We start from the raw sequence: 24192 nt of genomic DNA, 5'->3' as shown, positions 1-24192 counted from the left end.
CAGATGCTTATGTGTTCCTGACATCCTGACCCAGTCACAGGGGACTCACGGCAAGGGGCTGCCCACCGTTACAGAACAAACGCGTTTCGGGACAGTGCCGGGACACCTCTAAACTGAGCCCCGTGACCGAGAACGCTCAGCAGCAGCCCACAGCGCCCAGCACCGAACTGCCGACCCAGTACGCGCCGGCCGACGTGGAGGGGCCGCTGTACGAGAGCTGGGTGGAGCGCGGTTACTTCGGGGCCGACGCCAAGAGCGACAAGCCCGCGTACACCATCGTCATCCCCCCGCCCAACGTCACCGGCTCGCTGCACCTGGGCCACGCCTTCCAGCACACGCTGATGGACGCGCTGACCCGCCGCAAGCGCATGCAGGGCTTCGAGTCGCTGTGGCTGCCCGGCATGGACCACGCCGGCATCGCCACCCAGAACAAGGTCGAGCAGCAGCTCGCCGAGGAGGGCAAGTCCCGTCAGGACCTCGGCCGGGAGGCGTTCGTCGAGCGCGTCTGGCAGTGGAAGGAAGAGTACGGCGGCAAGATCCTCGGCCAGATGCGCCGGCTCGGCGACGGCGTCGACTGGGACCGTGAGCGCTTCACCATGGACGAGGGCCTGTCCAAGGCCGTCCAGACCATCTTCAAGAAGCTGTACGAGGACGAGCTGATCTACCGCGCCGAGCGCATCATCAACTGGTGCCCGCGCTGTCTGACGGCCATCTCGGACATCGAGGTGGAGTACCAGGAGGACGACGGCGAGCTGGTCTCCATCAAGTACGGCGAGGGCGAGGAGACCCTGGTCGTCGCCACCACGCGTGCGGAGACGATGCTCGGCGACACCGCCGTCGCCGTCCACCCCGACGACGAGCGCTACAGGCACCTCGTCGGCAAGCGCATCAAGCTCCCGCTGACCGACCGCACCATCCCCGTCGTCGCGGACACGCACGTCGACCCGGAGTTCGGCACGGGTGCCGTCAAGGTCACCCCGGCCCACGACCCGAACGACTTCGCGATCGGCCAGCGGCACGGCCTGGAGTCCATCACCGTCATGGACGAGCGGGCGGTCATCACCGTCCACGGCCCGTTCGCGGGCCTGGACCGGTTCGAGGCGCGCTCCGCCATCGTCGCGGCGCTGCGCTCGCAGGGCCGGATCGTCGCCGAGAAGCGGCCGTACGTCCACAGCGTCGGCCACTGCTCGCGCTGCGGCACCACCATCGAGCCGCGGCTGTCCATGCAGTGGTGGGTCAAGGTCGGCCCGCTGGCGAAGGCCGCCGGTGACGCGGTCCGCGACGGGCGGGTCAGGATCCACCCCGAGGACATGTCGAAGCGGTACTTCGACTGGGTCGACAACATGCACGACTGGTGCATCTCGCGCCAGCTGTGGTGGGGCCACCGGATCCCCGTCTGGTACGGCCCCGAGGGCGAGGTCGTCTGCGTCGGCCCCGACGAGGAGCCGCCCGGCACCGAGGCGGAGGGCTGGAAGCAGGACACCGACGTCCTGGACACCTGGTTTTCCTCCGGCCTGTGGCCGTTCTCCACCCTCGGCTGGCCCGAACAGACCGCGGACCTGCGGAAGTTCTACCCGACCGACGTCCTGCTCACCGGCCACGACATCATCTTCTTCTGGGTCGCCCGGATGATGATGTTCGGCCTCTACGCCATGGACGGCGAGGTCCCCTTCAAGACCATCGCGCTGACCGGCCTGGTCCGCGACGAACGCGGCAAGAAGATGTCGAAGTCCTTCGGCAACGTCGTCGACCCGCTGGACTGGATGGACAAGTACGGCTCCGACGCCGTCCGCTTCACCCTGGCCCGCGGCGCCAACCCCGGCACCGACGTGCCGATCGGCGAGGACTGGGTCCAGGCGTCCCGGAACTTCGCCAACAAGATCTGGAACGCGACCCGCTTCGCGCTGATGAACGGCGCGACGGTCGAGGGCCCGCTCCCGGATGCGTCCGAGATGTCGGCGACGGACCGCTGGATCCTCTCCCGCCTGAACAAGACGGTCGCCGAAGTCGACGCGTTCTACGACGACTTCCAGTTCGCGAGGCTCTCCGACGCCCTCTACCACTTCGCGTGGGACGAGGTCTTCGACTGGTACGTCGAGCTGTCCAAGACCACGTTCCAGGCGGGCGGCCGCGGCGCCGAGGTCTCCCAGCGCGTCCTCGGCGAGGTCCTCGACGTCACCCTGAAGCTGCTGCACCCGGTCGTCCCGTTCGTCACGGACACCCTGTGGACGACGCTGACCGGCGGCGAGTCGGTCGTGATCGCCGACTGGCCGGCCGACAGCGGTTTCCGGGACGAGGCGGCGGAGCGGGAGATCGAGAGCCTGCAGTCCGTCATCACCGAGGTCCGTCGCTTCCGCGCCGACCAGGGCCTCCAGCCCGGCCAGCGGGTCCCCGCCCGGCTGACGCTGGACGGTACGGCCCTCGTCCCGCACGAGGCGGCCATCCGCCAGCTGCTGCGCCTACAGCCCGAGGGCGACGCCTTCGCGGCGACGGCGACCCTCCCGGTCGCCGGTGCCACGGTCGCCCTGGACCTCTCCGGCACCATCGACGTGGCGGCGGAGCGCAAGCGTCTGGCCAAGGACCTCGCCGCCGCCGAGAAGGAGAAGGCCCAGGCGACGGCCAAGCTGGGCAACGAGGCGTTCCTGGCGAAGGCCCCGGACAACGTGGTGGACAAGATCCGCACGCGGCTCGCGAAGGCCGACGAGGACATCGCGCGCATCCAGGCCCAGCTGGACCGCCTCCCGCAGGCGTAGTCGAAGCGGCGCCCTCGCAGGCGTACCGAGGCGTTCCCGCAGGCGTCCGGCGGCCCCTTCCCACGGGGCTGCCGGGCGCCCGTGCGAAGAGTCCAGCCCTACAATCCAAAAGTAGGAACATGACCTCAATGTTCCGCTTTGGTGCTTTGTGGCGGAGGGAACGCCCACATGCAGCGCAGGGGCCGAACGAGGACACCTCCGCACCGGGGGCTGGTCCCCCTGACCACTGTCGCGGGCGCCCTGCTCGCCGTCCTGATGGGCCTCGTCTTCCTGATGCTGGTGCTGGCGATCCAGGACGCCCGGCACTCCCTGCTCTCCGCCCGCAGCGGCCGGCCGGCCCTGGACCAGCTCGGGGTGGTCCAGGGCATCGTCCTCGACATGGAGGGCGGGCAGCGCAGCTACGTCATCACCCGCCAGGACGAGTTCCTCGCGCCCTGGCGGGCCGCCAGAGCCGCGTTCCCCGCGCAGGCACAGCGGCTCGTGGACATCAGCACGTCCCCCGCCCAGCGGCAGCTCGCCCGGCAGATCCAGCGGGCCGGGCAGTCCTTCGTCGACGACTACTCGGTCCCGCTCGTGGCCGCGGCCCGGCGCGGCGATCGTGACGCGAGCAGCACGGCGCGGACGCTGGAGGGCAAGCAGCGGCTCGACGCGCTCCGCGGCCAGTTCTCCCGCTACCTCCACGACGAGCGCCTCGCGATCAACCGGCGCGAGAACGCGCTGGAGGCCCGGATGCGCATGCTGACGATCGCCGCGTCCGCCGGCGTCGCCGTGGCCGTCGTCCTGATCGTCGCCTTCGGCGCCTACCTGACCCGGGTGATCGTCTGGCCGGTGCGCAGGATGGCCCGCTTCGCCACCCGGCTCGCCGCCGGAGACCTCGGCGCGCGGGTACCGCTCTCCGGGCGCCGGGAGATCGGCCAGCTGGAGGCGGCGTTCAACACCATGGCCGGCTCGCTGGAGAAGAGCCACCGGCGGCTGCGGCTGCTCTACGACGCCGGCACCGCCGTCGGCAACACCCTGGACGTCGGGCAGACCGCCGACGAACTGGTGCGGGTGGCCGTGCCCCGGTTCGCCGACTTCGTCACCGTCGACCTGGAGGAGTCCCTGCTGCGGGGCGGGGAGCCGACGGCCGCCGAGACCGTCCTGCGGCGCGTGGCCCAGGGCGGCGTCCGCGACGACTCCCCGCTGGATGCGGTCGGCGCCCTGATCGCCGTGGAACCGCCGTCCAAGGCCCCCCGGCACACCGGCGTCGGCGCGGCCCTCATCGCCGATCTGCGGGTCACCCGAAGAGCGAGGTTTCCCGACGCGCCGCACACGGACCGGCTCCTCGACTACGGCATGCGCTCGCTGATCACCGTGCCGTTGTCGGCCCAGGGCGTCCTGATGGGCGTGGCGGTCTTCTGGCGCACCCGGGACTCCCCGCCGTTCGAGGAGGACGACCTGTCCGACGCGGAGGAACTCGCCGCGAAGTCCGCGACCGCCATCGACAACGCGCGGCGCTACACCCGGGAGCGCGAGACCGCGCTGGCGCTCCAGCGCAGTCTGCTGCCGCACGTCCTGCCCGACTCCCCGAGCGTCGACTTCGCCTACCGCTACCTCCCCACCGGCACCCGCGCCGGAGTCGGCGGCGACTGGCTCGACGTGATCCCGCTGTCCGGCACCCGGGTGGCCCTGGTCGTCGGGGACGTCGTCGGCCACGGCATCCAGGCCTCCGCCACCATGGGCCGGCTGCGCACGGCGGTCCGCACCCTCGCGGACGTCGACCTGCCCCCCGACGAACTCCTCACCCACCTGGACGACCTGGTCCTGCACCTCGACGACGGCGCCGGGGAACAGGCCGACGAGGTCGGTTCGACCTGCCTGTACGCCGTCTACGACCCGGTCTCGCGGCACTGCTCGCTGGCCAGCGCCGGCCATCCGCTGCCCTTCGTGATCTCTCCCGAGGGCGCGGTGGAACCGGCTCCCGGCGAGGCCGGCCCGCCGCTCGGGCTCGGCGGGCTGCCGTTCGAGACCACCGACCTCCTCCTCCCCGAGGGCGCCACCCTCGCACTGTTCAGCAACGGCCTGGTGCACTCCCGCGACCTCGACCTGGGCCACGGCCTCGACCGGCTGCGCCGCGCGCTGGCGGCGTCCGGGAAGGGGGAGTCGCTGGAGGCGGACTGCGACCGGGTGGTGGCCGCGCTGCGCACCGGCGAACCCGCCGACGACGTCACCCTGCTGCTCGCCCGGACCCGCGCCCTGCCCGGCGACCAGGTGGCCACCTGGGAGGTCCCGGCGGACCCCGAGCACGTCGCGCGGGTCCGGACCCTGACCACCGGCCAGCTCGGCGCCTGGAAACTGGACGAACTGTCGTTCACCACCGAGCTGGTGGTCAGCGAACTCGTCACGAACGCCATCCGCTACGGCGGCTCCCCGATCCGGCTGCGGCTCATCCGCGACACCGGGACGCTGATCTGCGAGGTGTCCGACGGCAGCGGCACCGCCCCCCATCTGCGGCGGGCCCGGGTCTTCGACGAGGGCGGCCGGGGCCTGCTGCTGGTGGCCCGGCTCAGCCGGCGGTGGGGGACCCGGCAGACCGCGGCGGGCAAGACGATCTGGTGCGAGCAGGCGCTGCCGGCGACCGACGCGTCCACGCGCTCGCCGGGCTCCGTAGACTGGTCCCGTGAGTGATCTGCCTCCGCACGACCCCCATGAGAGCTTCGACGAGCACTTCGACGACATCGTCGAGGCCGCGCAGACATCAGCCGCTGACGCGGCGGGGTCGCGCGACCCCGATCTCGCCGTGATCGAGGCCGGCAGCCGGACCCTGCGCACGCAGGGCGGCCCGCAGCAGGCCGGCGTCCCCGGCCGCCCCGAGGACCCCGAGGTCGACAAGGCCCTGCGCGAGGTCGAGGCGGAGCTCGCCACCCGCTGGGGCGAGACCAAGCTGGAGCCGTCGGTCACCAGGATCGCCGCCCTCATGGACGTGCTGGGCGACCCGCAGCGGTCGTACCCCTCGATCCACATCACCGGCACCAACGGCAAGACCTCCACCGCCCGCATGATCGAGGCCCTGCTCGGCGCCTTCGACCTGCGCACCGGCCGCTACACCAGCCCGCACGTGCAGTCGATCACCGAGCGCATCAGCCTCGACGGCGCCCCGGTCTCCGCCGAGCGGTTCATCGAGACGTACCAGGACATCAAGCCGTACATCGAGCTGATCGACTCCCAGCAGGAGTACCGGCTCTCCTTCTTCGAGGTGCTCACCGGGATGGCGTACGCGGCCTTCGCGGACGCCCCCGTGGACGTCGCCGTCGTCGAGGTCGGCATGGGCGGTTCCTGGGACGCCACGAACGTCATCGACGGTGACGTCGCCGTCGTCACCCCCATCGACCTCGACCACACCGACCGGCTCGGTGCGACCACCGCCGAGATCGCCGCCGAGAAGGCCGGGATCATCAAGCCGGACGCCACCGTGATCCTGGCCCAGCAGCCGGTGGACGCGGCGCAGGTGCTGCTGAAGAAGGCCGTCGAGGTGGACGCCACCGTCGCCCGTGAGGGACTCGAGTTCGGGGTCGTCGCCCGCCAGGTCGCCGTCGGCGGCCAGCTGATGACCCTGCGCGGCCTCGGCGGCGAGTACGACGAGGTCTACCTGCCCCTGCACGGCCCCTACCAGGCCCACAACGCGGCCGTCGCGCTCGCCGCGGTGGAGGCGTTCTTCGGGGTCGGCTCGCAGCACCCCGGGCCCCTGGACATCGACACGGTCCGCAAGGCCTTCGCGGCCGTCTCCTCCCCGGGCCGCCTGGAAGTCGTACGGCGCTCTCCCACCGTCGTCCTCGACGCCGCCCACAACCCGGCCGGGGCGCGGGCCACCGCCGAGGCCGTCGGCGAGGCCTTCGACTTCAGCCGGCTGATCGGCGTGGTCGGGGCCAGCGGCGACAAGAACGTCCGGGGCGTCCTGGAGGCCTTCGAGCCGATCTTCGCCGAGGTCGTGGTCACCCAGAACTCCAGCCACCGAGCCATGGACGCCGACGAGCTCGCCGCGATCGCCGTCGAGGTGTTCGGCGAGGACCGCGTCCAGGTCGAGCCGCGGCTGCCCGACGCCCTGGAGGCCGCGATCACGCTGGCCGAGGAGGAGGGCGAGTTCGCCGGCGGCGGGGTGCTCGTCACCGGCTCCGTCATCACCGTGGGCGAGGCCCGCCTGCTCCTCGGGAGGGGCTGACCGTGCGCACGCTGTGTTCCTCCACCCTGATCGGCGAGTTCTTCGTCATCGGCTTCGCCGCCCTGGTCGCCATGAAGGACCCCGGCCTGTCCGCCTCCACGGTGTGGCTGGTCAGCGGCATCGCGATGGTCCTGTGCGTGGCCCTGTGCGGGGTGATCACCCGCCCGGGCGGCGTGGCCCTCGGCTGGGCCCTGCAGATCGCCCTGGTCGCCTCGGGTGTCTTCGTGCCGACGATGTACTTCCTGGGCGCGGTCTTCGCAGGTCTGTGGTGGGCGTCGGTCCACTACGGCAAGAAGATCGACGAGGCGAAGGCCCGCTTCGCGGCGCGGGGTGCTGAAAACAACAGCCCGTCCGGCGCCTGAGGACGAGGCCGTTCAGGCCGAGGCGGGGGTCCGGGGGCGACAGCCCCAGAGGGCGGCCGCACCAGCCCACCCGCACACTGTGTAACGGAGGCTCAGACCAGCCCTGTAGCCTCTCCTCACCGCACCCGGCCAGTACCGAAGGAGCCCTCCCGTGACCCAGCGCACCCTCGTCCTGCTCAAGCCCGACGCCGTCCGTCGGGGCCTGACCGGCGAGATCATCGGCCGTATCGAGCGCAAGGCCGGCTGGCAGATCACCGCGCTGGAGCTGCGTACCCTGGAGCGCGCCACGCTGGAGCAGCACTACGCCGAGCACGTCGGCAAGCCGTTCTACGAACCGCTGGTCGAGTTCATGGCCTCCGGCCCGGTCGTCGCCCTGATCGTCGAGGGCGAGCGGGTCATCGAGGGCATCCGCGCCCTGGCCGGCCCCACCGACCCGATCGCCGCCGCGCCCGGCTCCATCCGCGGTGACTTCGGCGTCATCGTCCGCGAGAACCTGATCCACGCCTCCGACTCGGAGGAGTCCGCCGAGCGCGAGGTCAAGATCTTCTTCCCGGGCCGCGCGTAGCCCCTCCGGAGGCCCGCAGCGGGCCAGTACGGAGTTTTCGTGGACGTTTTTGACGAAGCGTCAGTCCACGGGGCTGCATGACCTGGGACGGCCGGACGATTTCGGCCGTCCCTCGGCATATGCGTGCCGATCGGGGGAACGAGTGGCCCCGTTGGCCCGTCTCCACAAGCGAGGCGGCTCCGTACGTGCTGACAATGGCGAAGACCCTCGCGCAGTGTTCGTGCAGGCGCGTCTACGATGTAAGCCTTCACGCCACAGCACCCACTTCGCCGACCTGAAATGCCCTCAAAAGCTCCCGGGAAGGCCAGACGAATCCTGATGGGGAACTCAATGTCGTTCATTGGCCGTGACATGGCTGTCGACCTCGGGACCGCCAACACGCTGGTGTACGTCAGGGGTCGCGGGATCGTACTCAACGAGCCGTCCGTTGTCGCGATCAACACGAACACCGGTGGAATCCTGGCGGTCGGCGCGGAGGCGAAGAAGATGATCGGGCGCACGCCCGGCAACATCGTCGCCGTGCGCCCGCTGAAGGACGGCGTGATCGCCGACTTCGAGATCACCGAGCGGATGCTCCGCTACTTCATCCTGAAGATCCACAAGCGGCGGTATCTGGCCCGTCCGCGTGTCGTCGTGTGCGTGCCCTCCGGTATCACCGGTGTCGAGCGCCGTGCCGTCATCGAGGCGTCCTCGCAGGCCGGTGCCCGCCAGGTGCACATCATCGAGGAACCCATGGCGGCCGCCATCGGCTCCGGCCTGCCGGTCCACGAGGCCACCGGCAACATGGTGGTGGACATCGGCGGCGGCACCACGGAGGTCGCGGTCATCTCGCTCGGCGGCATCGTCACCGCCCAGTCCATCCGCGTCGCCGGTGACGAACTGGACAACGCGATCATCCAGCACATCAAGAAGGAGTACAGCCTCCTCCTCGGCGAGCGGACGGCCGAACAGATCAAGATCACGATCGGTTCGGCGTACGAACTCGACTCCGACGAGCACACCGAGATCCGCGGCCGGGACCTGGTGTCCGGGCTGCCGAAGACCGTGGTCATCTCCGCCGCCGAGGTCCGCAAGGCGATCGAGGAACCCGTCAACGCGATCGTCGACGCCGTCAAGACGACCCTCGACAAGTGCCCGCCGGAGCTGTCCGGCGACATCATGGACAGGGGAATCGTTCTGACCGGCGGCGGAGCGCTGCTGCGCGGTCTGGACGAGCGGCTGCGCCGCGAGACCGGCATGCCGATCCACATCGCCGAGGACCCGCTGGACAGCGTGGCGCTCGGTTCCGGCAAGTGCGTCGAGGAGTTCGAGGCGCTCCAGCAGGTCCTGGACGCCCAGCCGCGCAGATGACGTAACTCTTCGATTCCGCCGTACGAGATGATCTCCCCTCGTGCGGCGGATCGCTGATATGGAGGCATAGGCTCGCACAGAGCGGGTTCCCCACACCGACAAGCCTCCGCACCCCCACATGCTTCACAAGCTTCCGCAACCAAGCCCCGCAAGTTCCTATTGAGGAAGGCACGGCCGCCGCACGTGAGGGACACGAAAGAGAGCCGGCTGCTCCTGGTGCTGCTGATCGCCATTGCGTTCGCGCTGATCACGGTGGACATCCGAGGTGGCAGGAACTCCCCGGTCGACGGCGCCCGGCAGGCCGCGGCCGCGGTCTTCGGCCCGATCGAGAACGGCATGTCGACGGTGGTGGACCCGGTCGGAAACGCCGTCTCCGCCGTCCGTGACTCCGGCGAACGGCACGACCGGCTGGCCCGGCTGGAGAAGGAGAACGCGACCCTCAAGGCGAAGCTCGGCAGCGGCGACCGCAACCGCAGCCGCCTGGCGCAGCTCGACAAGATGCTGAACATCGCCGCCGAGGGCCAGTACGGCATCAAGGGCGCCCAGGTCATCGCCATAGGGTCGGCGCAGGGCTTCTCCTGGACCATCACCATCGACGTCGGCTACAACGACGGCATCAAGCGGGACATGACCGTACTCAACGGCGACGGCCTGGTCGGCCGCGTGACCACCGTCGGCCCGGACGCCTCCACCGTGCTCCTCGCCAACGACCCCGACTTCACCGTCGGCACCCGCATGGAGGGCAGCGACGAACTCGGCTTCGCCTCCGGGCAGGGCGACCGCCCGCTGCGCGTCGAACTCCTCAACGGCAAGGCCGAGGTGAAGAAGGGCGACCGGATCGTCACCTTCGGCTCCCAGAACGACAAACCGTTCGTCCCCGGGGTCCCGGTCGGCACCGTCACCGGCGTCGACCCGTCCAACGGCGGCCTCACCCGCACCCTGTACGTCACGCCGTTCGTGTCCTTCACCAAGCTCGACGTCGTCGGCGTGGTCGTCGAGGCACCCAAGAAGGACCCACGTGACGAGGTGCTCCCGGCCAAACCCAAGCCGACCCCGACCCCGACGGTGACCGTCACGGTCACCCCGTCCGCGAGCGCGAGCGCGGGCGCGAACGGTACCGGCACCAACGACCAGCAGCAGTAGGAGCGAATCCCCCATGCGTGTCAACCGGATCCTGCTCTCCTCCGCCCTGGTCGTCGTCGCCCTGGTCATCCAGGTGAGCGTCCTCGCCCGCCTCCACCTGCCGGGCGCCGTCCCCGACCTCATGCTGCTCACCGTCCTCGGCCTGGCCATGGTGTACGGCCATGTGGGCGGCGCCCTCGTCGGGTTCGGCGCCGGACTCCTCGCCGACCTCGCCCCGCCCGCCGACCACGCGGCCGGCCGCTACGCCCTGGTGCTGTGCGTCGTCGGCTACTTCGCCGGCCTCATCAAGCCGGAGAACGGCCGCCTGAAGTCCGCGACCGGCCCGATGCTCGTCGTGGTCGCCGCCGCCATCGGCTCCACCCTGCTGTACGCGGGCGTCGGCGCCCTCGTCGGCGACACCGCCGCCCGGCACGTCGGCCTGACCAGCCTGCTGATCACGGCCGCCCTCTACGACCTGCTGCTCGCCCCGTTCGTGGTCCCCGGCGTCATGGCCCTGGCCCGCCGCGCCGACAACGACCCGCTGACGGAGGCCAACTCCGGCGGTAGGGCGGGCGACATCTCCGCGGGCTGGATCTCCTCCGGCACCGGAATGCGCATCGGCGGCCAGCGCGGCGGCCTCGGCGGCCTCAAGGCCAAGGTCCGCACCCGCACGGTCCGGGTCGGCCGCATCAAGGGGGTCAAGCGCCTGTGAACACGGGGCAGTTCACCCGAAAGGGTGCACGGGGGCGGAACGCGGCCTCACAGGTCCGTCGTTCATCATTCGTACGCGCAGGCGCATGTGTGCAGGGAGAGGGGGAGCCAGCCCAGTGACCAACATTCCCGAGACCGGTCGGACCCCACGGGTCCAGATCCGTCTCGTCGTCATCCAGATCCTCGTCCTCTCCCTGCTCGGCACCCTCGGCGGCCGCCTGTGGTATCTGCAGATCCGCGAGGGCGCCGAGTACCAGAAGGAGGCCTCCGGCAACCACGTCCAGCAGGTCGTCGACCCCGCCGTGCGCGGCTCGATCCTGGACGCCCGCGGAGTCCCCCTCGCGGACAACGAGACCCGGCTGGTCGTCTCCGCCTCCCGCACCGACCTGCTCAAGCAGAAGGACGACGGCAAGGCGGTCCTGACCAAGCTCGCGGGCGTCCTCGGGATGAGCCCCACGGAGGTCATGCAGAAGGTCCGCCTCTGCGACGCCAAGACCCCCCAGCCCTGCTGGAACGGCTCGCCGTACCAGCCGATCCCGATCACCGACGAGGCCACCGCCAAGCAGGCCCTGCAGATCCGCGAGCGCTCCGAGGACTTCCCCGGCATCACGGCCGAGCCCGAGGCGGTGCGCCGCTACCCGAGCCCCGGCAAGTCCAACACCGCCCAGGTCCTCGGCTACCTCTCCCCGGTCACCGACGACGAGATCCAGCAGGCCAAGGACACCTCCTCGCCCTACCTGCGCTCCGACATGGTCGGCCGCTCCGGCCTGGAGCGGGAGTACGACAAGGAACTGCGCGGCAAGGCCGGCGTCACCCGCTACGAGGTCGACAACCTCGGCCGCGTCATCGGCAAGGCCACGTCCGATGCCGCCGAGTCCGGTTCCAACCTGGTCACCAGCATCGACTCCCGGGTGCAGCGGGTCGCCGAGAACGAGCTGGACAAGGCGATGAAGGCCGCCCGCCAGCAGTACGACAGCATCACCCACGAGAACTACAAGGCCGACTCCGGCGCCGTCATCGTGATGGAGGCCAAGACCGGCCGGATCGTCGCCATGGCCTCCGCCCCCACCTACGACCCGAACGTGTGGGTCGGCGGCATCTCCGCCAAGGACTACAAGGCCCTCACCGGCAAGAACTCCGACTACCCGCTGCTGAACCGGGCCATACAGGGTCAGGCGGCCCCCGGTTCGACGTTCAAGGTGGTCTCCACCGCCGCCGCGGTCAACGCCGGTTACGCCTGGGACGGCGGCTACCCCTGCACCAGCTCCTACTCGGTGGGCGGCCAGGTCTTCAAGAACTTCGAGGGCGAGAACTTCGGCGACATCTCCCTGGGCCGCGCCCTGGAGGTCTCCTGCGACACGGTCTTCTACGGCCTCGCCGACCGCGAGTGGAAGAAGGACGGCGGCATCAACCCGAAGCCGGGCGAGCCGAGGGACTACTTCTTCAAGACCGCCCACCAGTTCGGCCTCGGCAAGGAGACCGGCGTCGACCTGCCCAACGAGGTCACCGGCCGCGTCCCCGACCGCCAGTGGAAGATCGACTACTGGAAGGCCAACAAGGACGCCTGGTGCAAGTCCGGGAAGAAGGACGGCACCTACGTCGAGAAGATCGAGTACGAGAACTGCCTCGAAGGCAACAAGATGCGCGAGGGCGACGAGATCAACTACTCCATCGGCCAGGGCGACACCCTCGTCACGCCGATCCAGGAGGCGATGATCTACGGCGCCGTGGCCAACGGCGGCACCGAGTATCAGCCGACCATCGGCAAGGCGATCATCAGCGCCGACGGCAAGACCGTCCAGGAGATCAAGCCCAAGGTGGTGCGCAAACTGCCGGTCACCCAGGCCACCGTCAAGGGCATGGACGAGGCCTTCGCGGGCGTCATCACGCGCGGTACGGCGGCCTGGAAGTTCGGCGGCTGGCCGCAGGACAAGATCGCCCTGCACGGCAAGACCGGCACCGCCGAGGTCTACGGCAAGCAGACCACGTCGTGGCTGGCCACCTACAGCAAGGACTACACGGTCATCATGACCATCTCCCAGGCCGGTACCGGTTCCGGTGCCTCCGGTGAGGCGGTCCGCAACATCTACAGCGCGCTGTACGGCGTGTCGGCCGACGGCTCCGTCGACAAGTCGAAGGCGCTGCTCTACACCCCGCAGAAGGGCCTGCCGAAGGTCCGCACGGACGGCACGATCGACTCCCCGAAGATCTCCAAGGACCCCGCGAAGGACTTCCAGGTCTTCTCCCAGCAGGGCGACAAGACCACCGGCAACGGGCAGACCCCGGCCGCCACCACGGCCTCACCGTCCGCGGGCAACCGCACCACCCGCAGGCGACCGCGCAAGCGGGGCAGCCGGAGGATGCTCACATGACCGGCGTCAACAGCTTCTCCGTCTCCGGGTACGGCCCGGCACGCCCCGGCTGGACCAGGGTCTTCGCCCGCGACTCGCTGGCCCGCCGGCTGGACTGGCCGATGCTGCTGGCGTCCATCGCCCTGTCCCTGCTCGGCTCGGTGCTGGTGTACTCGGCGACCCGCAACCGCACCGAGATCAACCAGGGCGACCAGTACTACTTCCTGGTCCGGCACCTGATGAACACCGGCATCGGGCTCGCCCTGATGATCGGCACCATCTGGGTCGGCCACCGCCAGCTCCGCAACGCCGTACCGATCCTCTACGGCCTCTCCCTGCTGGGCATCCTCGCGGTGCTCACCCCGCTGGGCGCCACCATCAACGGCAGCCGCAACTGGATCGTCTTCGGCGGTGGCTTCTCACTACAGCCCGCCGAGTTCGTGAAGATCACGATCATTCTGGGCATGGCGATGATACTGGCGGCGCGGGTGGACGCCGGTGACAAGAAGTACCCCGACCACCGCACCGTCCTGCAGTCCCTGGGCCTGGCCGCGGTCCCGATCCTCATCGTGCTGCTGATGCCCGACCTCGGCACGGTCCTGGTCATGGTGACCATCATCCTCGGCGTGCTGCTCGCCTCCGGCGCTTCCAACCGCTGGGTCTTCGGCCTGCTCGCCGCCGGCGTGACCGGCTGCGTCGCCATCTGGCAGCTGCACATCCTGGACGAGTACCAGATCGCCCGCTTCGCCGCCTTCGCCAACCCGAGCCTCGACCCGTCCGGCGTCGGCTACAACACCAACCAGGCCCGCATCGCGATCGGCTCCGGCGGCCTGACCGGCGCGGGCCTCTTCCACGGCTCGCAGACCACCGGCCAGTTCGTCCCCGAGCAGCAGACCGACTTCGTCTTCACGGTCGCGGGGGAGGAGCTGGGCTTCGTCGGCGCGGGCCTGATCATCCTGCTCCTCGGCGTCGTCCTGTGGCGCGCCTGCCGTATCGCCCGCGAGACGACCGAGCTGTACGGCACGGTCGTCGCGGCGGGGATCGTGGCGTGGTTCGCGTTCCAGGCGTTCGAGAACATCGGGATGACCCTCGGCATCATGCCGGTCACCGGCCTTCCGCTGCCGTTCGTGTCGTACGGCGGCTCGTCGATGTTCGCGGTGTGGGTGGCGGTGGGGCTGCTTCAGTCGATCAGGGTGCAGCGGCCGATGTCGGCATAGACGGCCGCACCCCGGGAACCCGGAGAGGTGAACACGCCCACCGGCCTGTTCACCTCTCATCCCGATCCGGTTTCCCTCTGATTTACCCTCATTGGCCCCTGCCTCTGCGGCGGCCCCGGCACTAGATTCAACTCATGGCGGATACGAAGCGTGAAATCGAGCGCAAGTACGAATCCGGTGACAGTGGCCTGCCCGATCTGACCGGCGTCGCCGGAGTCGCGAACGTCGTCGACAAGGGCACCGCCGAACTCGACGCGACCTACCACGACACCTCGGACCTGCGCCTGGCCTCGGCCAAGGTCACCCTGCGCCGCCGCAGCGGAGGCACCGACGCAGGCTGGCACCTCAAACTCCCCGTCGCCCCCGGCGTCCGGGACGAGATCCACACCCCCCTCTCCGACACGCTCCCCGGCGAACTCGCCGCCCTGACCCGCTCCCGGGTCCGCGAGGGCCGGCTGGTCCCGGTGATCCGGCTGCGCACCACCCGCGACGTCCAGCACCTCGTCGACGCCCACGGCGCCCTGCTCGCCGAGGTGAGCGTCGACCGTGTCCGGGCCGACCGGCTCTTCGGCGGCGAGGGCAGGGCACAGTGGACCGAGATCGAGGTGGAACTCGCCGACGGCGGCGACCCCGCCTTCCTCGACAAGGTGGAGAAACGACTCGGCAAAGCGGGCGTGCACCCCTCGAAGGCCGCGTCGAAACTCGCCCGCGCCCTGGCCGAGACCAAGGGCGGCAAGCCCCGCCCGCCGAAGAGCGACACGGCCCCGCCGGTCACGGCAGGCGACCACGTCATGGCCTACGTCCGCGCCCAGCGCGACGCGATCGTCGAGCTCGACCCGGCCGTCCGCCTGGACACCGAGGAGGGCGTGCACGACATGCGCGTCGCCACCCGCCGGCTGCGCAGCACCTTCCGCACCTTCCGCAAGGTCCTCGACCGCCAGGTCACCGACCCGATCGCCGACGAGCTGAAATGGCTCGCCGGCGAACTGGGCGTCGGCCGCGACCAGGAGGTCCTCGCCGAACGCCTGATGTCCGCCCTCGCCGACGTACCCCCCGCCCTCGTCCACGGCCCCGTCCACGACCGCCTGCAGCACTGGGCCGAGGCGAGCGAACGCGGCTCCCGCGCCCGGCTCCTCGGCGTCCTCGACTCAGCCCGCTACCTGACCCTCCTGGACACCCTGGACGCCCTGGCCGCCGACCCGCCCCTGCTGAAGGCGGCCGCCGGCGACCCCGCAAAGGTCCTCGCCAAGGCCGTACGCAAAGACTTCGACAAGGTCACCGACCTGATCGAGACGGCCATGGCCCAGCCCCCCGGCCACGACCGCGACCTCGGCCTGCACGAGGCCCGCAAGAAGGCCAAGCGCACCCGCTACGCGGCCGAGGCGGCCGGCCCCGCCCTCGGCAAACCGGCCAGGACGACGACCAAGTCCATGAAGTCCCTGCAAAGCATGCTCGGCGAGCACCAGGACAGCGTGATGGCCCGTGTGACGCTGCGCGAGCTGTCCGCCGTGGCGCACGCGGCCGGGGAGAGCGCGTTCACCTACGGGCTGCTGTACGGCCGCGAGGAACAGCGGGCGGCGGCGGTCGAGGCCGAGACACCGGACGCCTGGGAGAGCATCAAGGCCAAGGCGCCCGTGTGATCCGGGCGTACGGGGGAGGCCGCCGACCGGGTTAGGCTTGATGGTCACCCTCCCCCAGCCACCGGCCGGGGGTGCCCCCCAGCCACCTCACAAAGGTCCGCGCGATGCCTGCCGAAGCCGCCTCCCAGGTCGCTGAGTCTGTGTTCCCGCAGCTCGAAGCTCTGCTCCCGCATGTGCAGAAGCCGATCCAGTACGTCGGCGGAGAGCTCAACTCCACGGTCAAGCCGTGGGAGGCCTGCGACGTCCGCTGGGCGCTCATGTACCCGGACGCGTACGAGGTCGGCCTGCCCAACCAGGGCGTCATGATCCTCTACGAGGTGCTCAACGAGCAGGAGGGCGTCCTCGCCGAACGCACGTACAGCGTGTGGCCGGACCTGGAGGCGCTGATGCGCGAGCACGGCGTCCCCCAGTTCACCGTGGACAGCCACCGCCCCGTACAGGCCTTCGACGTGTTCGGCCTGTCCTTCTCCACGGAGCTCGGCTACACGAACATGCTCACGGCCCTGGACCTGGCCGGCATCCCCCTGGAGTCGCGCGAGCGCTCGATCGACGACCCCATCGTGCTGGCCGGCGGCCACGCGGCCTTCAACCCCGAGCCCATCGCCGACTTCATCGACGCGGCGATCATCGGCGACGGCGAGCAGGCCGTCCTCGACATGACGAAGATCATCCGCGAGTGGAAGGCGGAGGGCCGCCCCGGCGGCCGCGAGGAGGTCCTCTTCCGCCTCGCGAAGACCGGCTCCGTCTACATCCCGGCGTTCTACGACGTCGAATACCTCCCCGACGGCCGTATCGCCCGCGTGGTCCCCAACAAGTCGGGCGTGCCCTGGCGTGTCTCCAAGCACACCGTCATGGACCTCGACGAGTGGCCCTACCCCAAGCAGCCCCTCGTCCCGCTCGCCGAGACGGTCCACGAGCGCATGTCCGTCGAGATCTTCCGCGGCTGCACGCGCGGCTGCCGCTTCTGCCAGGCCGGCATGATCACCCGCCCGGTCCGCGAGCGCTCCATCACCGGCATCGGCGAGATGGTCGACAAGGGCCTCAAGGCCACCGGCTTCGAGGAGGTGGGCCTGCTCTCCCTCTCCTCCGCCGACCACTCCGAGATCGGCGACATCGCCAAGGGCCTGGCCGACCGCTACCAGGAAGACAAGATCGGCCTCTCCCTCCCCTCCACCCGCGTCGACGCCTTCAACATCGACCTGGCGAACGAACTGACCCGCAACGGCCGCCGCTCCGGCCTGACCTTCGCCCCCGAGGGCGGCTCGGAACGCATCCGCAAGGTCATCAACAAGATGGTCTCGGAGGACGACCTCATCCGGACCGTCGCGACGGCCTACGGCAACGGCTGGCGCCAGGTGAAGCTGTACTTCATGTGCGGCCTGCCCACCGAGACCGACGACGACGTCCTGCAGATCGCCGACATGGCGACGAAGGTCATCGCCAAGGGCCGCGAGGTCTCCCGCTCCAACGACATCCGCTGCACCGTCTCGATCGGCGGCTTCGTCCCCAAGCCCCACACCCCCTTCCAGTGGGCGCCCCAGCTCTCCGCCGAGGAGACGGACGCGCGCCTGGAGAAGCTGAGGGACAAGATCCGCGGCGACAAGAAGTACGGCCGCTCGATCGGCTTCCGCTACCACGACGGCAAGCCCGGCATCGTCGAGGGCCTCCTCTCCCGCGGCGACCGCCGCATCGGCGCCGTCATCCGCGCCGTCTACGAGGACGGCGGCCGCTTCGACGGCTGGCGCGAGCACTTCTCCTACGACCGCTGGATGGCCTGCGCCGACAAGGCCCTCGCCCCCTTCGGCGTGGACGTCGACTGGTACACCACCCGCGAGCGCACCTACGAGGAGGTCCTCCCCTGGGACCACCTCGACTCGGGCCTGGACAAGGACTGGCTCTGGGAGGACTGGCAGGACGCCCTCGACGAGGCAGAGGTCGAGGACTGCCGCTGGACCCCCTGCTTCGACTGCGGGGTGTGCCCGGCGATGGACACCACCATCCAGATCGGCCCGACCGGGAAGAAGCTGCTTCCCCTGACGGTCAAGAAGGACGCTCCGACCAGCGGACACGGGCACTGAGGTGGGCGAGGCACTCGATCGGGTGGTTGAGGCATTCGTAGGGGCGAGGACGAGGTAGTCGGTGCCTTGGCTGCTGTCGGGTGTGTCTGGTTGTCGGCAGCCGGCCCCGCAGCGCGTTCCTCGGACGCCGCTGCCGAGCCCTGGAGGAGGCGCTCCGCGGATCGTCTCCGAGGCGGCGTGGGTCTGAAGCCCGTTCTCGGTTTGTCTACCCGCGTGGCCTGTTGAGCCTCTTCCCTGATGGGGAGGGGGGTTCGTTGTCCGTGCCGGCGCTCCGGTCTGTCTCCGCCCCGTTCTAGCCCGTCAGGAGATGAGGATGCCGATGCCGTCTCCGAGCAGCTTCAGCCCGAGGACAAAGAACAGGACCGCCATCACGGCGACGTTGTGCTGGGCTGCCCAGTCTTTCCAGTTGCCGAGCGTGGTCTTGGCTCGCTCTCCTCCGAGCAGGAAAACTCCCAGTGGGGCCAGCAGACCGAGGGTGGCGATCACGACGAAGATCGCCAGCGATGCGATCTGCTGCCCGACCGGCAGTCCGGCTGAGCCGATCGCGGCGCCCGCGGCGATGGTCAGCGGAGCGTTCTTGGCGTTGAGCGCGGCGAGGGCCAGTCCGAGGGCGAAGACCTTGACCGGCGTGAGGCGGTCGATCGCGCTCATCCACTTCGGCAGCTGTGCTTCCGACGGATCCTTTGGGCGCCGGTGCCATTGCCGGGCGCCGAACAGAACGAGGAACAGGCCCAGGGCGAGCTTGAGGGCTCCCACCCAGGTAGCCGGGTGATTGTGGGCGGAGGCACCTGCGGGGGAGGCGATCGCCAGCATCACCGCGCCCAACGCCGAGAGCCCCAGGGTCCAGCCGATCGTGAAGAGGACTCCGTTGAGGCGCCCCCGAGGCGTGGCGAGTATGAGGATGATCGCGATGATCGGGAGCGGGCTGACCGCGACGCCTGCCGCAAGACCCAGTACGTCACCGAGAACCTTGCCCATGATTGCCTCCAGGTGGGGGTCAGAGCAGCTGTCAAGTTGAGCGACGTCTTACGGGAGTGGGTGCCCCGACCGTCTGAACGCGGGCCGTGGATCTGTGGTGGGCGCGTCCGGGACGTGTGAAAAGGGGTCCCGGAACCGGGTCCGCGGCCTCTCCGGGAGCGGTGCATCCGGACGGCGATCCTCAGCAGTCGGCACAGTCCCGCAGCTCGGTCGGATGCTCCGGGCTGCTAACCGTCTCGTCTCCCCATCCGTCCCACGGGGCGGACGGAGCGGCGCCGGGTGCGTGGTCGGCTCTGTGGCTGTCTTCCCCGGCCACGGGAGGAAGTCGCCGCCCCGAGAGCGTGGCGACGATGAACCCGACAGGCCCGTCTTCCATGTTCCTGCGCTCTGACGAATCTGTCCCGTGGGCCCTCTCGGAGCTTTGAGGGCCTTGGCCTGCTGGTTGCCCCCGGTGGTGCCCCCATCGTGCCGGCAGTGTGCCGGCACCTGTCGGAGTACGGGCCTTTCTCCCCAGCCAGGTACACGCGAACGTGGCCAACTGCGTGGTCGCCGCAAGGCCGGGGCCGGCCGATAGCCAGCCAGCCTCGTGACAGGGCGGACTGTCCAGGGTGGGGCAACGCCCCCTCGCGCAGCGACGCCCGAAGGGCGCCCTTGACTGGCCGTCCTGTCACGCACCCTCAGAGATCGGGCGGCCCCGGCTCTCCGGCCTCGACGTGCCCCTCCTCGGGTGGGGACGTATGTCTGTACCTCACTGGCCGTGTTCAGTTGTACGCCGACAGCACCCCTGGCCGGGGATGCGAGACGAGTCGCGTGTGGTCAGGATGAAGAGGTGAGAGCGATGGCGCCTCATGTTCGGGCGCTTGGCGACCCTCGCACCCACCGCGGCAGGAGGACGTCACGATGACCGCGACGACAGGCGCAACCCAATCGGCTCACCCCGAGCGCCCGGGCAGGTCGGATGGGGTCTGCAACGAGTTCACCGTCTTCACCAAGATCAAGCCGGGCCATGCGGATGCGCTCCGCAAGGATCTCGCCATGCTGTCCGACGCGGCGGACGACGAGAAGGTCCATGCGGCGCTGCGCCAGATCGGCACCCTGCATGACGCACGACACGTGATCTTCGACAACGACACCCGGTTCATGTTCGCCAGCGTCTTCGACGGCTCCTGGGACAACTACATCGACGACTTCGCCCAGACGGTGGTCGGAGCCCGCTTCGACAAGGTCTTCTCGCACAGCGAAGGGTTCCCCGGCGTCAAGGATCCGGGGGTGAAGGACTGGTTCGTCGCCCACCAGGAGCCCGCGGGGGTCTTCGTCAGCGCCTATCCCGACCTGACCGTTCAGCAGATCTACAAGGATCACCGCGTGGACGACGCGTTCCAGGAGGTGCTGGACACTCCCCAGTTCCGGGCGGCGCTGGACAACCCGGCGAACGCCGAGTTGCTGGCCACGCCTGCCTTCCAGAAGCTGTTGGAGGAAGCCTCGGCCTAGAACCCGGACACAGCCGGCCCCAGGAACCCACCCACCATCGTTGGACCGTATCGGCGGGCGCACACCGGCCGCTGCAGGGCTGTCCAGGCAGAGACCGATGTGGAGGCACAAGCGATCATGAACACAGCGGACAGCAGCAGTGCGGCCGGCGTGCGGGTCGAGATGGACGACGTCCAGAGCGGGGCCCTGCGTCCACGCCCTGTTCCCTATGAGGGAAAGTTCGTCTTCCTGCGCGTCGACGACCGCGGCGCCGGCCGCGCGCTGCTGCGCCTACTCCTCCCGGTGACCTCGCGTGGTCTGCCCAGCGCGGACCGGAGCCAGGGCGCCTGGGTGGCTGTGGCCCTCACCTACCAGGGACTGAGGGCCCTGGGGGTGCCCCAGGAGTCGCTGGACAGCTTTCCGCGGGCGTTTCGTGAGGGCATGGCCGCCCGGGCGGAGCTGATCGGAGACGTGGGCGAGAGCGGCCCGGCCCACTGGGAGGCACCGTTCGGAACGGGCGATGTCCATATCGCGTTGAGCGTCCTCTCCTCCGATACAGCACAACTGGACAAGGAGTTGGAGCGGGCCCGTGTCGCCTACGAGGACACCCCCGGTGTCCGGGTGATCTGGCAGCAGGAGGTCCGCCAGCTACCCACCGGGCGCACCACCTTCGGCTTCCGCGACGGCATCAGCCATCCGAACATCGAGGGCGTCGGCCTGCCCGGCTCCAACCCGCAGGAAGCCCCCATCAAGGCCGGCGAGTTCATCCTCGGCTACCCCGACGAAACCGGCAGCCTGCCGCCCATGCCCAGCCCCGATGTGCTGGGACGCAACGGAACCTACGCGGCCGTTCGCAAGATCCACACCAACGTGGCGGCATGGCGCCGGTATCTGCGCGCGAACAGCTCCGGCGCCGAGGAGGAGGCTCTCCTGGCGGCGAAGATGGTCGGGCGCTGGCCGAGCGGGGCGCCGCTGACGTTGACGCCGGAGCACGATGATCCGGAGCTGGCGGCCGATCCGCACCGCGTCAACAACTTCCTCTACCGGGAGAACGACGACCGCGGCTACCGGTGCCCCGCCGGTGCGCACATCCGGCGCACCAACCCCCGTGATTCCACCATCATCGGCGACGCACGGATGCACCGGCTCATCCGCCGCGGCACCACCTACGGCCCGCCCCTGCCCGAGGGCGTGCTGGAGGACGACGGCGTCGACCGCGGCCTGGTCGGGGTTTTCATCGGGGCCCACCTGGAACGGCAGTTCGAGTTCATCAAGGCCGAGTGGGTCAACGACGGCAACTTCATCGGCTACCCCGGCGAGCAGGACCCGGTGGCCGGACATCACGGCGGAACCGGCAGCGTCACCATCCCGGAGAAGCCGGTCCGGCGGCGCCTGCAGAATCTGCCCAGCTTCGTGGTCACCCGCGGCGGCGAGTACTGCTTCGTGCCGGGTCTGCGTGCCCTGCGCTGGCTCGCCGAGCTGGAGGACTGACGCCGATTCCCACGCCCTGGGGCCCGATCGCGCTCTCCGAGGAGAGGTCGAAGTCATGGCAGCACAGTTCGTCCGCTACACGCCTGACGTCGAAGACGACGACCCGCACTTCGACCACAACGTGCAGACGGTGATCGAAAAAACCGAGAGCTACATCGCCGAGTCGGTCACCGCCGGTGGCACCGGACGGGCCCTGCGCGACGCCCACGCCAAGGGCTACGGGCTGGTCCGAGGGGAAGTGGAGATCCTGGCCGGGCTGCCCCCCGAGTACGCCCAAGGAATCTACGCGACTCCGGGAACCCACGATGCGCTCATCCGCTTCTCCAACGGCTCGCCCCACGCCGGAGCCGACGCGCGACTGGGTGCGGCCACCGGACTGGCGCTGAAGATGTTCGACATCCCCGGCCCGACGCTGCTGGAAGACGAACCGGACACGGACACATTCGACTACGCCAACATCAACGGACCGATCTTCTTCTGCAACACGGTCGAGCACTACCTGTTCATCCAGGAATTGTTCCTGAACGCCCCGGCCTACTTCTCCCAGGGCCGCCCTGGCGCACATCGTTTCTTCACCGAATTCGTGACCGGAAAGGGAACGCTGGACCAGGACAACTGGGCGTGGGACGAGTTCCTGGCCTTCCTGCGCCTGTCAAAGACCCCTCCGGCAAACCTGCTGCTGTCGAGCTACTGGACGATGGGTGCGGTCCGGCACGGGGACTACATCGCCAAGGTACGCATCACCCCCGACCCGTCCTGCGCCGCCGCGGTGGTCCGGCGCACCATCGACCCGGCCTCCGCGGAGGAGGTCTTCCGACCGGCCCTGCAAGCCGAGTTGCAGGAGCGGCCCTACGCCTTCGACATCCAGGTCCAGCTCTGCACCGACCTGGAACGCATGCCGGTGGAGGACACCACCGTGGAGTGGCCCGAACAGCTCTCGCCGTCCTTCACCGTGGCCAAGCTGCGGCTGCCACGGCAGGACATCTCCGGCCCGGAAAACCTGGAGAAGATGGACGCACTGTCCTTCACGCCCTGGCGGGTCACCGCCGAGCACGCACCCCTGGGCAACATCATGCGTGCCCGCAAGGAGGTCTACCGGCGATCCTCCCTCGCGCGCCACCAGCTCAACCAACAGTCGCGCACAGAGCCGCGCAGCGCCGACGAGGTACTCGGCCCGGTCCGGTGAGGCGGCCCGTGTGGTTGTGAATGGCTCACTGCCCGGCCATGGACACGCGGATCCAGGCCGGCCCGACGGGAAGGAAGCTCCTGCTTCTGACCGTGGTCAACAAGGAGCGGAGTGGACGGACGGTGCCGCCGTTCGGTGCGTGTCGGCGGCCTCGATGGTCAGTGTGTCGTGCGCGATGTCCGTGCCGTCCCGTACTGTCACGTGGACGGTGTACTGCTCACCCGCACGCTCAAGACGCCCGGTGACCGTCACCCTGTGGCCCTTCACGTTGACTTGCAGATCTGACCCGGCGGGTGCGGACGCGCTCACGACGTGCCGCGGACCCGCGGGCCACACGGCCACGGACGAAGTGAACTCCTCTCCGGCTGCGACCCTGACCTGTGACGGAGTGAGGATCATGAAGCCTTTCAGGTGCCATGACCCGTTGCCTGGAGGTATCTGATTGACTGTCATGATGCCAGCGTGCGCTGATGCCACAGGTTGGACGAGATGACGGTCGGCCCGTGCAGAGGGCCGATCGCGGCAGCCCCGGGGCCATTCGGCCCCTCTCCACCCGGGTACGCGGTGGAGGGGCCCCGTCGGCGTGTGCCCGCAGATGGACACCCGTATCCAGATCGGCCCGACCGGCAGGAAGTTGCCTCCGCTGACGGTCAAGAACGCGGGCCCGGCGCCGGCTTCGAGTGGGCACGCGCGCCCAGGACGATGCCTGTCCGTCCGTGA

Annotated in this window: 16 protein-coding genes; 15 read left to right on the top strand and 1 reads right to left on the bottom strand. The window is 69.7% G+C overall.

All coding sequences use genetic code 11. From position 1 onward, the window contains the following. The first annotated feature begins 122 nt into the window (after positions 1-122). The 12 genes from AB0P24_RS02415 (at position 123) to AB0P24_RS02360 (ending at position 18347) form a co-directional block, all read left to right on the top strand. Entirely contained in the window at positions 123-2753 is a 2631-nt protein-coding gene (locus AB0P24_RS02415; RefSeq protein ID WP_365790233.1) for a valine--tRNA ligase, read from the top strand. 168 nt (positions 2754-2921) lie between these two features. Continuing rightward, positions 2922-5420, top strand: coding sequence for a SpoIIE family protein phosphatase (locus tag AB0P24_RS02410; RefSeq protein ID WP_365790230.1), 2499 nt, complete (start codon positions 2922-2924; stop codon positions 5418-5420). Positions 5421-5469: 49 nt separating this feature from the next. Further along, complete coding sequence (locus AB0P24_RS02405; protein ID WP_365790657.1) at positions 5470-6951, top strand: folylpolyglutamate synthase/dihydrofolate synthase family protein; 1482 nt, start codon at positions 5470-5472, stop codon at positions 6949-6951. 2 nt (positions 6952-6953) lie between these two features. Further along, positions 6954-7313 (top strand): DUF4233 domain-containing protein, encoded by a 360-nt coding sequence (locus tag AB0P24_RS02400; RefSeq protein WP_365790228.1) that lies wholly within the window; start codon positions 6954-6956, stop codon positions 7311-7313. 151 nt (positions 7314-7464) lie between these two features. Continuing rightward, positions 7465-7878 (top strand): nucleoside-diphosphate kinase, encoded by a 414-nt coding sequence (gene ndk, locus AB0P24_RS02395; protein ID WP_181802096.1) that lies wholly within the window; start codon positions 7465-7467, stop codon positions 7876-7878. A 330-nt stretch (positions 7879-8208) separates the two neighbouring features. Beyond that, complete coding sequence (locus AB0P24_RS02390; RefSeq protein ID WP_046734341.1) at positions 8209-9228, top strand: rod shape-determining protein; 1020 nt, start codon at positions 8209-8211, stop codon at positions 9226-9228. Between the two features lie 183 nt (positions 9229-9411). Further along, on the top strand, positions 9412-10371 hold the full coding sequence (gene mreC / locus AB0P24_RS02385) for a rod shape-determining protein MreC (RefSeq protein WP_365790225.1): 960 nt from the start codon (positions 9412-9414) through the stop codon (positions 10369-10371). Between the two features lie 13 nt (positions 10372-10384). Next, positions 10385-11062, top strand: a complete 678-nt coding sequence (mreD, locus tag AB0P24_RS02380) for a rod shape-determining protein MreD (protein WP_365790223.1) — start codon at positions 10385-10387, stop codon at positions 11060-11062. Positions 11063-11177: 115 nt separating this feature from the next. Continuing rightward, on the top strand, positions 11178-13433 hold the full coding sequence (gene mrdA, locus AB0P24_RS02375; RefSeq protein WP_365790221.1) for a penicillin-binding protein 2: 2256 nt from the start codon (positions 11178-11180) through the stop codon (positions 13431-13433). Further along, complete coding sequence (rodA, locus tag AB0P24_RS02370; protein ID WP_365790219.1) at positions 13430-14629, top strand: rod shape-determining protein RodA; 1200 nt, start codon at positions 13430-13432, stop codon at positions 14627-14629. The genes mrdA and rodA overlap by 4 nt, the downstream gene beginning before the upstream one ends. Before the next feature lie 134 nt (positions 14630-14763). Then, complete coding sequence (locus AB0P24_RS02365; protein WP_365790217.1) at positions 14764-16269, top strand: CYTH and CHAD domain-containing protein; 1506 nt, start codon at positions 14764-14766, stop codon at positions 16267-16269. 104 nt (positions 16270-16373) lie between these two features. Further along, a complete protein-coding gene (locus AB0P24_RS02360) occupies positions 16374-18347 on the top strand; it encodes a TIGR03960 family B12-binding radical SAM protein (RefSeq protein ID WP_365790215.1) in 1974 nt (657 codons plus the stop codon). Positions 18348-18647: 300 nt separating this feature from the next. Here AB0P24_RS02360 and AB0P24_RS02355 read toward each other — a convergent pair whose 3' ends face one another. After that, positions 18648-19325 (bottom strand): GAP family protein, encoded by a 678-nt coding sequence (locus AB0P24_RS02355; protein ID WP_365790213.1) that lies wholly within the window; start codon positions 19323-19325, stop codon positions 18648-18650. A 900-nt stretch (positions 19326-20225) separates the two neighbouring features. Between AB0P24_RS02355 and AB0P24_RS02350 the strand changes: the two genes are divergently transcribed. The 3 genes from AB0P24_RS02350 to AB0P24_RS02340 all read left to right on the top strand — a co-directional run bounded on the left by AB0P24_RS02350 (position 20226) and on the right by AB0P24_RS02340 (position 23472). Then, on the top strand, positions 20226-20816 hold the full coding sequence (locus AB0P24_RS02350) for a hypothetical protein (protein ID WP_365790211.1): 591 nt from the start codon (positions 20226-20228) through the stop codon (positions 20814-20816). Between the two features lie 117 nt (positions 20817-20933). Further along, a complete protein-coding gene (locus tag AB0P24_RS02345) occupies positions 20934-22286 on the top strand; it encodes a Dyp-type peroxidase (protein ID WP_365790208.1) in 1353 nt (450 codons plus the stop codon). Between the two features lie 55 nt (positions 22287-22341). Further along, positions 22342-23472 carry a catalase family protein gene (locus AB0P24_RS02340; RefSeq protein ID WP_365790206.1) on the top strand — a complete coding sequence of 377 codons (1131 nt, stop codon included), beginning with the start codon at positions 22342-22344 and terminating at the stop codon, positions 23470-23472. Positions 23473-24192 lie beyond the last annotated feature (720 nt).

Origin of the sequence: Streptomyces sp. NPDC086519 (assembly GCF_040686075.1) — a bacterium.
Taxonomy (GTDB): Bacteria; Actinomycetota; Actinomycetes; order Streptomycetales; family Streptomycetaceae; genus Streptomyces; species Streptomyces shenzhenensis.
Note: the sequence above shows the minus strand (reverse complement) of the source record. Positions and strands in the feature narration are given on the sequence as shown.

Coding starts and splice junctions, on each gene's coding strand:
- AB0P24_RS02410 (WP_365790230.1), top strand. CDS start 2,922: ATGCAGCGCAGGGGCCGAACGAGGACACCTCCGCACCGGGGGCTGGTC.
- AB0P24_RS02390 (WP_046734341.1), top strand. CDS start 8,209: ATGTCGTTCATTGGCCGTGACATGGCTGTCGACCTCGGGACCGCCAAC.
- mreD (WP_365790223.1), top strand. CDS start 10,385: ATGCGTGTCAACCGGATCCTGCTCTCCTCCGCCCTGGTCGTCGTCGCC.
- rodA (WP_365790219.1), top strand. CDS start 13,430: ATGACCGGCGTCAACAGCTTCTCCGTCTCCGGGTACGGCCCGGCACGC.
- AB0P24_RS02365 (WP_365790217.1), top strand. CDS start 14,764: ATGGCGGATACGAAGCGTGAAATCGAGCGCAAGTACGAATCCGGTGAC.
- AB0P24_RS02360 (WP_365790215.1), top strand. CDS start 16,374: ATGCCTGCCGAAGCCGCCTCCCAGGTCGCTGAGTCTGTGTTCCCGCAG.
- AB0P24_RS02355 (WP_365790213.1), bottom strand. CDS start 19,325: ATGGGCAAGGTTCTCGGTGACGTACTGGGTCTTGCGGCAGGCGTCGCG.
- AB0P24_RS02350 (WP_365790211.1), top strand. CDS start 20,226: ATGACCGCGACGACAGGCGCAACCCAATCGGCTCACCCCGAGCGCCCG.
- AB0P24_RS02345 (WP_365790208.1), top strand. CDS start 20,934: ATGAACACAGCGGACAGCAGCAGTGCGGCCGGCGTGCGGGTCGAGATG.
- AB0P24_RS02340 (WP_365790206.1), top strand. CDS start 22,342: ATGGCAGCACAGTTCGTCCGCTACACGCCTGACGTCGAAGACGACGAC.